This window comes from Paenibacillus algorifonticola, from assembly GCF_000971975.1.
GTDB classification, from domain to species: domain Bacteria; phylum Bacillota; class Bacilli; order Paenibacillales; family Paenibacillaceae; genus Pristimantibacillus; species Pristimantibacillus algorifonticola.
Genome location: NZ_KQ040786.1, coordinates 236 through 14782, shown reverse-complemented (window position 1 = coordinate 14782; position 14547 = coordinate 236). Strand labels below are relative to the sequence as shown.

At 44.8% G+C, this 14547-nt stretch carries 12 protein-coding genes and 1 pseudogene; all 13 read right to left on the bottom strand.

Features of this window, described 5'->3' with window-relative positions:
• Positions 1 to 59: 59 nt before the first annotated feature.
• Positions 60 to 2564: a preprotein translocase subunit SecA gene (gene secA / locus WH37_RS06200; RefSeq protein ID WP_046229714.1), complete on the bottom strand. Its 2505-nt coding sequence runs from the start codon at positions 2562 to 2564 to the stop codon at positions 60 to 62.
• 514 nt (positions 2565 to 3078) lie between these two features.
• Positions 3079 to 3624, bottom strand: a complete 546-nt coding sequence (gene hpf / locus WH37_RS06195; protein ID WP_046229713.1) for a ribosome hibernation-promoting factor, HPF/YfiA family — start codon at positions 3622 to 3624, stop codon at positions 3079 to 3081.
• Between the two features lie 236 nt (positions 3625 to 3860).
• Positions 3861 to 4058 (bottom strand): cold shock domain-containing protein, encoded by a 198-nt coding sequence (locus WH37_RS06190; RefSeq protein WP_046229712.1) that lies wholly within the window; start codon positions 4056 to 4058, stop codon positions 3861 to 3863.
• 132 nt (positions 4059 to 4190) lie between these two features.
• Entirely contained in the window at positions 4191 to 5003 is an 813-nt protein-coding gene (locus WH37_RS06185) for an SDR family oxidoreductase (protein ID WP_046229711.1), read from the bottom strand.
• On the bottom strand, positions 4996 to 5709 hold the full coding sequence (locus WH37_RS06180) for an acylneuraminate cytidylyltransferase family protein (protein ID WP_046229710.1): 714 nt from the start codon (positions 5707 to 5709) through the stop codon (positions 4996 to 4998). Before WH37_RS06180 ends, WH37_RS06185 begins: the two co-directional genes overlap by 8 nt.
• On the bottom strand, positions 5702 to 6601 hold the full coding sequence (locus tag WH37_RS06175; protein WP_197091347.1) for a Gfo/Idh/MocA family protein: 900 nt from the start codon (positions 6599 to 6601) through the stop codon (positions 5702 to 5704). Before WH37_RS06175 ends, WH37_RS06180 begins: the two co-directional genes overlap by 8 nt.
• An 11-nt stretch (positions 6602 to 6612) precedes the next feature.
• The gene (locus tag WH37_RS06170; protein ID WP_046229708.1) at positions 6613 to 7662 is read right to left on the bottom strand and encodes a nucleotidyltransferase family protein; all 1050 of its coding nucleotides are present in this window, start codon (positions 7660 to 7662) and stop codon (positions 6613 to 6615) included.
• On the bottom strand, positions 7659 to 8294 hold the full coding sequence (locus WH37_RS06165; protein WP_046229707.1) for an acetyltransferase: 636 nt from the start codon (positions 8292 to 8294) through the stop codon (positions 7659 to 7661). Before WH37_RS06165 ends, WH37_RS06170 begins: the two co-directional genes overlap by 4 nt.
• Positions 8291 to 9361: an N-acetylneuraminate synthase gene (gene neuB / locus WH37_RS06160; RefSeq protein WP_046229706.1), complete on the bottom strand. Its 1071-nt coding sequence runs from the start codon at positions 9359 to 9361 to the stop codon at positions 8291 to 8293. The genes WH37_RS06165 and neuB overlap by 4 nt, the downstream gene beginning before the upstream one ends.
• Before the next feature lie 12 nt (positions 9362 to 9373).
• On the bottom strand, positions 9374 to 10546 hold the full coding sequence (neuC, locus tag WH37_RS06155) for a UDP-N-acetylglucosamine 2-epimerase (RefSeq protein ID WP_046229705.1): 1173 nt from the start codon (positions 10544 to 10546) through the stop codon (positions 9374 to 9376).
• Positions 10543 to 11745 (bottom strand): LegC family aminotransferase, encoded by a 1203-nt coding sequence (locus WH37_RS06150; RefSeq protein ID WP_046229704.1) that lies wholly within the window; start codon positions 11743 to 11745, stop codon positions 10543 to 10545. The genes neuC and WH37_RS06150 overlap by 4 nt, the downstream gene beginning before the upstream one ends.
• Before the next feature lie 23 nt (positions 11746 to 11768).
• Positions 11769 to 12776 (bottom strand): NAD-dependent 4,6-dehydratase LegB, encoded by a 1008-nt coding sequence (locus WH37_RS06145; protein WP_046229703.1) that lies wholly within the window; start codon positions 12774 to 12776, stop codon positions 11769 to 11771.
• Between the two features lie 170 nt (positions 12777 to 12946).
• Positions 12947 to 14547 (bottom strand): annotated as a pseudogene (locus WH37_RS33390) (hypothetical protein); the annotation flags it as partial.

The following is a 14547-nucleotide window of genomic DNA, read 5'->3' as shown; positions in this document are numbered from 1 at the left end:
GTCTTTGCCGCATTTCTCCGCACACTGGCGCGTTAAGCCTTGCCTATCGAATCAGCACCTTATTTACCGTGGCACTGCTTATATTTCTTGCCGCTGCCGCATGGGCAATCATCATTGCGTCCAACCCGGTCCAAACGCTTCGCCGGACGTTTCTCCTGGCTCTCGCCTGGGCTGTTCGTCGTAGTCTGGCCCTGAGCTACCTCTTGGCGCTCCAGGTTGCTTTCTACGCGCGACTTCATGATATATTTGGCAACTTCCTCTTGGATCGTATCAATCATCGCCTTGAACATCTCAAAGCCCTCAAATTGGTACTCGCGAAGCGGATCCGTGCCGCCGTACGCCCGAAGGTGGATACCTTGGCGCAGCTGGTCCATTGCGTCGATGTGATCCATCCATTTGCTGTCAACCGCACGGAGCGAAACGACCTTCTCGAATTCACGCATAGTTGTTTCGCCAAGCTCAGCTTCACGCTCATCATAGTAAGCAACGACTTTGTCATAAATAAATTGTGTAATTTCCTCAATTTCTTTACCCCAAATGTCGTCTCTCGTGACGGTGCCTTCATTAAGAAGGTTGGCATCTACGTAGTCGATAATAGCTTCCAAATCCCACTCTTCCGGAATATCCTCCGTACAGTGAGCTTCAACCGTGCGGCCAATTACCGCTTTAATCATCTCCATGACGATTTCACGAATGTTATCGGAAGTGAGCACATCCAGACGCTGCTTGTAAATGACTTCACGCTGCTGGTTCATGACATCATCATATTGGAGAACGACTTTCCGCAGGTCGAAGTTGTTTCCTTCTACACGCTTCTGAGCCGATTCTACGGCACGGGTAATCATCCGGCTCTCGATCGGTTGATCCTCTTCCAGACCGAGACGATCCATCATTGCCATAATGTTATCCGAGCCAAAACGACGCATCAGTTCATCTTCCAGCGACAAATAAAACTGGGACGAGCCTGGATCGCCTTGACGTCCGGCACGACCACGCAGCTGGTTATCGATCCGGCGGCTCTCATGGCGCTCCGTACCAATAATATGAAGGCCGCCAAAATCAGCTACGCCTTCACCGAGCATAATGTCGGTACCGCGTCCTGCCATGTTAGTTGCAATGGTAACGGATCCCGCTTGACCGGCACGGGAAATAATTTCAGCCTCTTCCGCATGGAACTTCGCATTCAGTACTTTATGTCCAACTCCGCGGCGTTTAAGCATTTCTGCCAGCTTCTCGGAATTTTCAATGGAAATCGTACCGACCAGCACCGGCTGGTTGTTCGCGTGGCGAGCAACGATCTCCTCAACAACGGCATTAAACTTGCCTTTTTCCGATTTATAAACGACATCTTGGAGGTCTTTACGAATCATGGAGCGGTTCGTTGGAATTTGAATAACGTCCAGTCCGTAAATCCGCTTGAATTCTTCTTCCTCCGTCTTCGCTGTACCCGTCATGCCCGCAAGCTTGCGATACATCCGGAAATAGTTCTGGAACGTAATCGTCGCCAAGGTCATGCTCTCATTTTGTACTTTGAGCTGCTCCTTCGCTTCAATCGCTTGATGCAAGCCATCGCTGTAACGACGACCTGACATTAGACGTCCAGTGAACTCATCGACGATGATGACTTCGTCATCTTGAACGACATAATCGACATCGCGCTTCATAATGACATTGGCTTTAAGCGCCTGTTGGATATGGTGATTGAGCGTCACATTCTCATGGTCAAAAAGATTTTCAATGTGGAACGCCTTCTCAGCCTTCTCCACGCCTTCTTCCGTCAGCATGACGTTGCGCAGCTTCACATCAATCGTGTAATCCTCTTCCACCTTCAAACGGCTCAGGAAGCGGTCTGCTGAGTAATAAAGCTCCGTCGACTTGGCAGCTTGTCCCGAAATAATAAGCGGTGTACGCGCCTCATCGACAAGGATGGAGTCAACTTCATCAATGATCGAGAAATAAAGCGGGCGCTGAACCATTTGTTCTTTGTAGAGAACCATGTTGTCGCGCAAGTAATCAAAGCCAAACTCATTGTTCGTACCGTACGTAATATCGCAAGCATAGGCGCTTTGCTTCTCCTCATGCGACAAGCCGTTCAAGTTGCAGCCGACCGTCATGCCGAGGAAATTGTAAAGCTGAGCCATTAGCTGGCTGTCACGAGAAGCCAAATAATCATTGACCGTTACGACATGTACGCCTTTCTCCAGCAGCGCGTTCAAATACACAGGCAGTGTCGCCACGAGTGTTTTACCTTCACCGGTTCTCATCTCAGCGATTTTGCCCTCATGGAGAACGATACCGCCCATCAGTTGCACATCAAAATGACGCATGCCGAGCGTACGCTTCGAAGCTTCACGCGTAACCGCAAAAGCCTCTGGCAATATTTGATCAATCGTCTCCCCTTTAGCGAGGCGAGCTCTGAATTGTACCGTTTTAGCTGCGAGCTCCTCATCGGACAAAGCCGAGATGGTTGACTCCAGCGCATTAATTTCTTCTACTTTACGCGTGAGGCGCTTAACCTCGCGCTCGTTCGCATCACCAAATATTTTTTTCACTAATCCGAGCATGGGGCTTCCCCTTTCACCTTACGCTTGTTTGCCTTAAATTGTAACAGTTTGCAGGATGCACCGCAACGCATCACCATTATTTTCAGGTAAGAATATAACCATTTTTACCAAAAGGAAAAAAGGCGTACCGCCTACGTTTTCAACTGAGTTAATTATACATCGCGCAGAGGGCGAAATCAAAACGACTTCCTATTAAAAGACGCCCCTCTCTCCTATGGATAAATGCACCATGTCAAGCGTAAACGGCTGAAGCCGTCCTCTGGCAGCTAAGCTGCCGTTTCGAGGGTGGAATATAAGCCCATTTATAAGTGTAAAACTTATAAAGTCTTATATTTCAAGGTGAAACGGCTGTCGCCGTCCTTTGACGGCGCAGCGCGTTTCATTCCGAGAAATATAGAGAAAGGGTGGGAAAATCATATCCTTTCCTATATTTCAAAAAAATGAAAAAGCCCTCCCTCCCGCAGGAGGAAAGGCTTGAATTTGCAATAAATGTATAAGTACGACTGGCCTTCTATTAGCCTTGTTCAATTAGTCCATATGTCCCATCATCGCGTTTGTATACGACGTTCACCTCTTCATTGATGCTATTGGCGAATACGAAAAAGTTATGGCCGACCATGTTCATTTGCAAAATGGCCTCCTCCACATCCATCGGCTTGAGCAGGAATTTCTTCGTTCTGACAACTTCAAAATCCTCTTCCTCATGCTCGAGAACGCCTACGGCGGAGCCTTCTTCCCTGAATAGCGATTTCACACCGCTATCATGGCGGAATCTACGGTTGACTTTCGTTTTGTGCTTGCGAATTTGTCTTTCCAGTTTATCCACAACTGTATCAATAGAGGCGTACATGTCGGCACTTTTCTCCTCTGCTCTCAAAAAGTTGCGGGCAATCGGAATCGTGACCTCGACAGCGTGTATGCCTTTCGTTACCGATAAAGTTACGGTTGTTTCGGAGGTAGGGGCTTCAAAATACTTCTCTAAGCGGCCGAGCTTCTTCTCGACATATTCCTTGAGTGCATCTGTCACTTGTAAATGTTGACCTCGAATGATGTATTCCATGGGGCATGCCTCCTTTACATGTTCTTATTATAACATAGTAAGGGAGGTACAGTAAAACTATTTTCTATTTATTTAGAATTTTCTAATAATTTATGTCGAAGGTTTGAACGAGAGGTTTATTCGGGTAAATCATGGCGATCCAAGGGCACTTTTAGCAAAAATAAAAGCCCCGGTTGCCCGGAGCTTAAAGTTTACATATAAATGAATCCTATAGACTGGCTATTGCAGCCTGATGATTACAATTTAGTGACGTTAGCAGCTTGTGGACCGCGTGCGCCTTCTACGATGTCGAATTCAACCGCTTGGCCTTCATCTAAAGTCTTGAAGCCATCTGTTTGGATAGCAGAGAAGTGAACAAATACGTCGCCGCCCTGATCAGTCTCGATAAATCCATAACCCTTCTCCGCGTTAAACCATTTAACTTTACCTTGCATGCATAAACAGTCCCTTCATCTTCAAATACTGTAAAGACCACACTCATCTGGCCCACAATTTGACTATAACACCGCGTTATTAGAATTGTCAAACAATTTATTGTAAGCGAATACATTGCATGCATATCAGGCTTACCAAGCATTCAATCCGCCATCTACAATTAAGTTATGCCCCGTAACATAACGCGAAGCATCAGAGGCAAGATAAAGAACTGCACCGACCATTTCGTCTGCTTCAGCCATCCGTCCCAACGGTATGCGATTAGAGTAATTTTGAACAAATTCATCATTTTGGCCGCTATTCACCCCGCCAGGTGTAATCGTGTTCACCCTAATTCCATGTTTCGACCAATATGTAGCCAAATATCGCGTTAATGCGACAACTCCGCCTTTGGATGCCGCATATACGGCTGGGGAAGTAATTGGCATTCCCATATAAAATGAACCTTCATAGATGCGATGATCAGGAGCCATAATGCCATAAATAGAGGCTGTTTGAATAATGGCTCCTCCACTTCCTTGCTTGATCATCTGCTTGCCCACTTCTTTTGCTACAAGGAACATGCCATCCAAATTGACCGACATCACTTCACGCCATTGCTCAAGCGAATACTCTTCGAAAGGAGCAAAAAACTCCTCTAGATTGGAAGATTTGCTTGCAGCATTGTTATGCAAAATATGTATAGCCCCTAGTGCTTCTACAGCTTGCTCGACCATTGAAACTACCTGTTCAGGGCTCGATACATCTCCAGCTATCCCAATGGCCTTTACAGCATATTTTGCTTGAAGCTGCTCTGCAAATTTACCCAGAACCACTTGATCTAAATCGACGGCCGCGATATTAGCTCCTGCTTCTGCTAGGCCCGCGCAAACTTTTTGACCAATAATCCCCATAGCTCCGGTTACAAATGCGGTTTTTCCTTTTAAACTAAAGGCTTCAATCATAGCTGGCTTCCCCTTTTCTAGCGCTCATTAACAGCTCTACTATCATCCAATCCAATGGGCTGTCTATATCTACGGAACGCTCCTCTGGCATTTCATATAGCACCGTGTCAGGATAAAATACAGCCGGTTCGTTAATAAGCTTCTCTCTTTTCCAAATATAAATAGATGCATTCATATCGAAGCATTTAGGCGCGTCCTGCCTTCTCACAATTGGATTGTTCAGCCGCTTGGACAGCGTAATAAATCCAGCATCATTTTGCTCTACTAAATTAAAATAGGGCGAACGTCGGGCGGGCATCCCTGTGATGAGATTAGATACATCCTCCTGCTCAAACAACCGGACAGCTTGAATTAAATCATCAACGGTTCTTAGCGGAGAGGTTGCATCTAAATCAACAATAACCGGAAACGAGATTTTCAATTCAGCCTCCACCTGTAATACACAATGTTGAATTGCTGGTATTTTAGCCGATGTATCCTGTGCCATTTCTAATGGACGATTAATGACAAAATCCGCTCCCCATTGTAGCGCAGTTTTCAAAATATCTTCAGAATCGCTGCTCACAGCAATATAGTCAAATAGCCCAGACAGCTTGGCTTGCTCGATACTGTACGCGATAAGCGGCTTGCCATGCATTTCTCGAACGTTCTTGTTCTCTACTCCTTTAGAACCGCCTCTTGCACAAATGGTGCAAAGCCTACTCATTATAAACCCACTCCTTACTGACGATAGCTTGCTCGATACTATTAATCATTTGAACGGTTTGCAAACCTTCATCATAAGAACATACATGCTCAACCGTATCGTTCAAGATCGCCTTATGCTGTGCAAGATAAGTAAAGTCTCTCTCCACCTGAAAATACTCCACTTGCCCATCTCTTTCGAGCGATGCTTTCGTTAAATCCGCTTTATATGTATGACGATCCGTCACAACCACTACTTCGCGGCGGCCAGGCCTATCCATATAATTCAGTTGAAGCGTCACAAGCGGCGTTGTTTGGGTCTCCATCATGACACCACAAATATCATCACCTGTCATTGCTAAAGTGCTGTAATGCCCGCCAAGACCGGTCAGCCTTGACCATGGACCAAACAACCAGATCAAATAATCAAGCTCATGGCTTAAATCTCTAAGTACACCGCCGCCCTCTTCTTTATTAGAGGAATAACTAAGCCGGTAATCCCGCTGCGGTCTCCAATCCGGCAAGTATTGTCCCGCATATGCAGCAACGGATAATATCTTTTCCTGTGCCAGCACAGACTTTAAACGCTGCAGGATAGGGTGAAACCGAAGATTATACGCTACATAAACTTGTAAATTCGATTTCTTTTCCAATGCTGTATTCGTGTGAAACAGCGGCTTTTCCACAAGCACCTTGCCCTGCCATTTAAGCATCGCCAAAATAGATAATGACGCAAAATGCTCTGACGTTTTGTTGGCAATAACAATATAATGGGGCTGAAATTCTGCTACGGCTTGTTCCAACGTCCGAAAAGTGACCGGAAAATCGATTGCTCTACTGCTGACAACAGCCGTCTCAACCTGCAACTGCTGCAAAAGCCGGGTATGACGTTCACCAATTGACCCGTACCCCACGACTAAGGCCCTCATTTGAATATCTCCGAATACTCTCCATTTGCCCGATTGAAATCGTCCATTCTGCCGATATCCAACCAGTATTCTCTAATCGGAAACACCGAGGTAGAGGCCCCTTCTTCTATTAGCCTCTCAAACAGGGTTGGCATGTCATAAAAAGTGTCGCTAGGTATGTAAGGCAAGACTTCGGGAGAAATGACATAAATTCCTCCACTAATAAAATAACGCTGCAGCGGCTTCTCTTCAATACTTTGAAGCCTATTATTTTCAACCTTTACAACGCCATACGGGACCTGATATTCATACTCCCTAACGCACATAGTAGCTGGTCCTTCAGAATCATTATGATAATCAAGCAGCTGCCGGAAGTTAACCTTGGTCAATAAATCCCCGTTCATAATAAGCAGCGGCTCTTCTGGAACAAATGGGAGCAGACTCAAAGCACCCGCAGTACCCAGACGCTTATCTTCCCTTATATATTCAATTTCAACTCCCCATTTGGAGCCGTCTTCAAAATGAGCCATAATCATTTCTGCTTTATAGTTAACGGATATCATAAATCTATGAAAACCATTTGCAATAAAGTTTTCAAGGATGACTTCCAAAATAGGTTTATTGCCTACTAGGAGCAAAGGCTTAGGGCAATTCCTTGTTAATTCCCCTAGTCTTGTTCCAAGACCGCCCGCCATCAGCACCACCCAGTTATCGCAGCGTTCCGGTTTGATTATTTCCTCAAGCAAATGCAGCCGAACAACTCGTCCCAATCTATCCAACACAGGTATCTGCTTCAAGTTATGATGCCGCATAATTGAAAGAATATATTCTTTGCTATCTTCCTCACGCGAAGTGACGGGCTGTGTATTCATAACTTGTCGAACTTCATCATTTAAGTCGATATTCTTCAATATCCCTCTACGGATATCCCCATCTGTTACTGTGCCTAACAACCGTTGATCTTCATCAACGACAAGAGTGATTTGAACCGATCCGCGATCAATGACCTTTATGGCCTCAAGTATAGAGGAATTAGGAGAAATAAATAGTTGGTCTGTATGTTTCATCGAAGAGCCTCCTCTGCCGGAACACCATATACAGTAGTTTGATCTAATACGGGCTTGCGTACTAATGCACCTGCGCCTACTAACGCATGCCTCCCGACGGACATACCTTGAATCACAGTTGCCCCAGCTCCAATATGTGTATGTTCTCCGATACTTACATTCCCACAAAGAATTGCACCTGGAGAGATGTGAGCATGCTCACCTACCTTACAATCATGTTCTATTACTACCCTTGTATTAATAATGACATTTTCGCCCAGGTAACTACCTGCTTGGACGATGGCTCCAGCCATAATTTGTGCGCCAGGCTTAATTTCGACGAAGGAGGAGACTGTGGCAGAATCATGAATGATTGTTTCAAATATATAATTTTGTGAAGTGAAATTTATATACAGCTCACTTCTTTTTAAAGAGCTACCTAGTTTTCCTACTCCGTTAACAAGAGCAACTTCAGATGGATCGAAAGAAAACACGACTGAATCGTCACCCAAATAGGGAATACTGCCAAGCAATAGACCCTGATCGCTCACATCAACATAACCCAAGATTTTGCACTCTTGCCGAAGTAATAGGTCTGCACATACTTTGGCATGACCGCTGCCACCTATAATAATGAACGATTTGCTCCTCATTCTATTAGATCATCGGTTTCATAATCTTCAGCAGCCGCTTTACCCAAAATACTCCAGTATTTCGAAGGGGAAATACCCGTTCCCGGCCGTTTCAACGTAAGATGGAATTCTTGCAGAATCTCTCCTTTTTTAATTGGCACGGCAGCTACAATGCTTTTACGAGCAGGTGCAGCATTGCGCAATTCGGAAACCGCTGGAATTTTGGAGGAAATACCCATAGCCTGCTCGACATTTCGAATTTGCTTTACTAAACTCACTAATTCACTAGGATTCATTGAAGCCTGATGATCCGGCCCTTCCATTTGCTTATCCAATGTAAAATGCTTCTCTATAATTTGTGCCCCCAGCGCCACAGCTGCTACTGAAACCTCATTTCCAATCGTATGATCGGAATAACCGGTTTTCAAACCAAAAGCCTGCCTCAGCGTAAGCATTTTATTCAGGTGAACATCTTCATATGAGGCGGGATAATCCGTCGTACAATGCAGCAATGAAACCTTTTGCTTCAACACGGCTTGGCCAGCATCAGAGAAATAGGCTGCTCTAAAAGCGGCTTCAGTAGGGGGCTCCGTCATTGATAAATAAGCATGAGCCAAGACGCCAAGCGCCTCCTCAATGTCCCCTAAAGTAGATATCCCTGTTGATAAAATAATATCCCTTCCACTTTTTCCAGCCTTATAAAGTAAAGGCAAATTGGTTAAATCTCCAGACGATATCTTGAGTATCGAAAGGTTCATTTTTTCTGTTAATAAAGTCAGACTTGGAAAATCAAACGGCGTCGACATAAACGCAATACCCGCATTATCACATTCATTCTGTAGTTCTTCATGATCTTCGGCAGAAAGCTCCAGCTTGCTTATCATCTCCAACTGTGATTCATCAGAGGCTGTCGTTTTTTTCTGATAATCCGCTTTCGAAGCGTGTTTGCTGACTAGTTGGGAGGCTTGAAAGGTTTGAAATTTCACTGCATCCGCCCCAGCATTTGCAGCTGCATGAACGAGCTGCTTGGCAAGATCCAGCGAGCCGTTATGATTAACGCCAGCCTCAGCTATGATGAATACTTTCATTTGATAACCTCCTTAATCCGTTGAATCCGCAATATCATAAAACCTTTTACTCAAAATGCCAGTTAAGTCCGTCCGTTTTAACTGTTCCTTGATTTTAACGGCAGTACCACCATTTCCATACAAAGAAGAGGAGCCTTCCACCAATGATTGGAGGAATGTTTTATCCATTGCCTGATTAATCGCCTGAATAATAGGTTCCCTCGTCTCACCTGTCTGGATAACCGTCGTTCCCTTTATTCTGCCTTGCTGACGAATTCCAATGTCAACCGTTGGTTTTTTGAACATAGGCACTTCGATAATGCCACTGGATGAATTACCAATTACAACATCCACATGCTGTAAGGCACTTAGATACCTCAGCTTTCCGAGTGATTCAAAGGAAACACTTCGCTCAGCATTCTTTTTCACATAATCGTCTATCATTCTTGAAATGATTCGTCCATCCGTATCTGAGTTTGGTTTCGTGAAAATGATGCCAGCCTGTGGAAATTGATCCAACGCTGCAAGCAACTCGTTCGTCAGCTCCTCCGAGCTTCGATGGGCAAGCGTTAATGGATGATAAGTAACTAAAAAGGTAACCGCCCACAATTTGAAGCCGATAGATTGTTCGAACTCTTCTTTAGAAAGCAAATCCAAATCACGGATATTGTCTAAACCGATGGCTCCAACATTAAATACTTTGGCGGGATTCTCCCCGAGTTGAATGATGCGCTTGCGATATTTTTCTGTTGATGCAAAGTGCAAATGTGCCATTTTTGATATCGAGTGCCTGATTGCCTCATCAACCATTCCTTCGGTACTTTCGCCTCCATGCAAATGGGCAATTGGTATATTAGCCATCATGGCCGCTTGTACAGCAATCATAATTTCATAGCGATCACCTAGTACCACTACAATGTCAGGCTTAAGTCGTTGATAAGCATCAGCAAACCCAATTAAGCCCATACCCATGGATTTGGTAATTCCTGCCTGCGTATCACTTGCAAGCAGCATATCTATCTTTTCATCAATGATAAAACCATCGCTTACAATTTCTTGATAGGTAAGTCCATACTCTTGAGAAAGATGCATGCCGGTGACAGCTATTTGTAAAACCAGCTCATTATCTGCTTTAATTTCCTTTAACAGAGGATACAACAGCCCATAATCAGCTCGAGAACCAGTAACTACGCATATTTTCCTCATCTGGTTACCTCTTCGCTTACTATGTCACTGAACAAAGAAGAACCGCTTGGAATGTTGATAACACGATGCTCCAACTCTTCCGTTACTGTCATATCCATTTGAGGACAATGACTATACATAGGAAGACGATGCATCGGTGTCCAAATGGGACGCGTCATAAATCCAGCATCGTTTGTGAACTCCAAAATCTGATCGCGAACAAGCTCATCTGGCTGATCCAGCAATAACGTATTAAGCCAGTAGTTGCAAGCTCCTTCTTCCTTTTCTTCGACAAAAGCCGCACCCTCTAGCTGTGAAAAAACCGCTTTGTAATGCTCAGCCAGCTGTCTTTTTTTCTTCAAAATATGCGGGAGCTTCTCAAGTTGAGCACAGCCTAACGCTGCATTTAAATTGGGAAGACGATAGTTGTAACCCACTTGATCATGCTGAAAAGCCCATCGATGCGGAGTTTTTGCCGTAGTTGTAAGATGCTTTGCCTGTTTGGCAAGCCCCTCGTCAGCCGTCAAAATGATGCCGCCCCCGCCTGTCGTAATTATCTTATTGCCGTTGAAGCTTAAAGCTGCTAATTTGCCGTAAGTACCTGTATGCTTCCCCTTATAATACGAACCAAGTGATTCTGCAGCATCCTCCACTAGAACCAGACGGTAACGTTCGCATACACCCATTAACGTATCTAGATCTACAGGATGTCCAAACGCATGCATCGGAACAACAGCCGTAATTCTTCTTTGTGTCTTCCGGTTATAAGTAAAACCGTCCGCACGAATTTCTGCTATATCCTGTAAGTATTCGTCCAATTTAATGGGGTCTACACCAAATGTATCTCTTGCAGCATCAACAAAATGGGGGACGGCCTGGCAATAAGATATAGCATTTGCTGTGGCCACAAAAGTTAGAGAGGGTATAAGAACCTCATCGTCTTTCTCAACACCTGCAAGCAGCAAACTAATATGCAGCGCCGCTGTACCATTCACAACAGCTATGGCATAAGGTGAATCGGTATAAGCCGCAATATCTCGTTCAAAACGATCAACAAACTTCCCTACTGAAGACACCCAGCCGGTATCCAGACACTCTTTTATATAGTCCCATTCGTTTCCTTGAAAAACGGGCTCGTGCAGCGCTGTAAAAGCCTGACGATTGGGTAAAGCCTGCTTCAAAGACTCTACTATTTGCTTGGCTAAAATTCCTGTTTTCATAACTAAAGCCTCCATAATGTCAGCTATACATTGTATTGTCCGGCTTTGTATTTGCTTAGGGCGCCTGGTTTTGTGAACCATTCAATCGTTTCCCCAAGTCCTCGCCTAAATCCCTCTAATCCAGCGTATTCTGGCTGCCACTGTAATAACCGTTTTGCTTTCGAGTTATCTGCCCATAGGCGTTCCACTTCGCTTTTTTCTGGACGCAGACGTATTTCGTCACTCACGATTTCAATGTTTTTATTCATCACTTCACCGATGATCTTAGCCGTGTCACCAATAGATATTTCATAGTTGCTTCCAATATTAATCTCTTCTCCAATACATTTATCCGACTCCAGCATTGCTATAAAGCCGTTCACTGTATCGGCAACATAGTTAAAATCCCTTGTAGGATGAATAGTTCCCAGCTTTATTTTCTCTTGACCTGCTGCAATTTGCGTAATGATGGTCGGTATAACTGCCCTTGCTGATTGACGCGGTCCATATGTATTAAAAGGTCTGATAATGCCAACCGGCGTTTCAAAGGAACGATAAAATGACATAGCCATTTGATCGGCACCAATTTTTGTAGCGGAATATGGCGATTGTCCAGTCAATGGATGCTCTTCCGTAATAGGAACAAAGCGCGCAGTTCCATAAACCTCGCTTGTAGACGTATGTATTACTTTAGAAAGCTTTAATTCACGTGCAGCTTGCAATACATTCAATGTTCCTTTGATATTGGTATCTACGTAAGTGTCTGGGGAATGATACGAGTAGGGTATGGCAATAAGAGCAGCCAAATGCAGTACAGCATCACAACCTTTCAATGCCTCCCGAACCCCATATGCATCACGGATATCCCCTGCAAAAACCTCAAATTGTCCACGAACGTCTTCTGCACATTCATCCAGCCAGCCCCAAGTATTGAACGAATTATACAATGTAAAAGCTCGCACATCGTATCCTTGACGAACAAGCGTCTCTGTTAAATGGGAGCCAATAAATCCATCTGCTCCAGTCACTAGTACTTTTCCATATTTACTCATGTGTTCCTCCTAAGTCTTACTTCTTCGGGACATCGTTCGATTTTAAGCTATAGTTCATTTATCGGTTATAAATGACCCAATATGAAGTTCATAATAACATGAACCTGTTATAAATGAGAAAAACCACCTTCCATTTTCAGGAAGGTGGTTTTTCTTTAGCTATTTATTGCTTAAGCTTCTGCATCATACGATTTTGTTGTTTTTGTACTTTCCCGTTTGTCTTTGCTTGTGATCGTCACATCTACGCTGGAAGCGTCCACGCCCAATTGAGCAATCGAGATAGTTGCTTCTAATTTACCAGCTGCAATTATAGCAGAACCGATAACCGTAGTCGTACCCGTTCTAAAGATTTTAACGATATCACCTGCAACGACATCTGTAACGGTAATAGTATCTGCTTTGCCAGCATTATTTACAATTGTAATTGCACTTTCTGCTGGAGCTATTGTTACAGCTTCTGCTGCTACCGCCACTTCCTCACGTTCGCTTTCCTGTTTACCGGTTTCCGTTACAGATACATAAACTTTTGTCGCATCCACACCTAATTGACTGATAGAAACGATTCCTTCTGTTTTGCCAGTAGCTACCGCTGCAGAGCCTAAAAGTTTACCAGCTGTAGCAGCATCATATACTTTTACAACTGCACCAACTGCTGCTGGAACTGTAATCGTATCTGCTTTACCCACATTGTTCGCTACCGTAATATTCCCTGTTGCTACTTTATCAGTCTTGCCTTCTGCCGCTAGTGTCACTTCCAGACGGTCGCTTTCCAGCTTGCCTGTCTCGGTTGCACTCACGTAAACTTTTGTTTCGGCTGTGCCAACTTGGGCAATCGATACGACCGCTTCCGTTTTACCTGCAGCCACTGTTGCTGTGCCCAATACTTTGCCTGCTGTTTCCAAATCGTAGACTTTTACGATCGTTCCAACTGCCGCTTTTACCGTGAAGGTATCCGCGCTGCCTGCATTGTTCACGGCTACTACATCCGATGCCGCTACTTTCGCAGTTTTCGCTTCCGCTGCTACCGTTACTTCCAGACGATCACTTTCTTGCTTGCCTGCTTCCGTTGCACTTACATAGACTTTTGTTTCGCCTGTGCCAACTTGGGCAATCGATACAACTGCTTCCGTTTTACCTGCCGCTACTGTTGCTGTTGCCAGCACTTTCCCTGCTGTTTCCAAATCGTAGACTTTTACGATCGTTCCAGCCGCTGCCGTTACGGTCAGTGTATCTGCTTTACCTACGTTGTTCACGGCTACTACATCCGATGCCGCTACTTTCGCAGTTTTCGCTTCCGCTGCTACCGTTACTTCCAAACGATCACTTTCCAGCTTGCCTGCTTCCGTTGCACTTACATACACTTTTGTTTCGGCTGCGCCGAGTTGAGCTATAGATACAATCGCTTCGGTCTTACCTGCCGCTACCGTTGCTGTTGCCAGCACTTTCCCTGCTGTTTCCAAATCGTAGACTTTTACAATCGTTCCAGCCGCTGCCGTTACGGTCAGTGTATCTGCTTTACCTACGTTGTTCACGGCTACTACATCCGATGCCGCTACTTTCGCAGTTTTCGCTTCCGCTGCTACCGTTACTTCCAAACGATCACTTTCCAGCTTGCCTGCTTCCGTTGCACTTACATACACTTTTGTTTCGGCTGTGCCAACTTGGGCAATCGATACGATCGCTTCCTTTTTACCTGCAGCTACCGTTGCTGTGCCCAGCACTTTGCCTGCTGTTTCCAAATCGTAGACTTTTACGATCGTTCCAGCTGCTA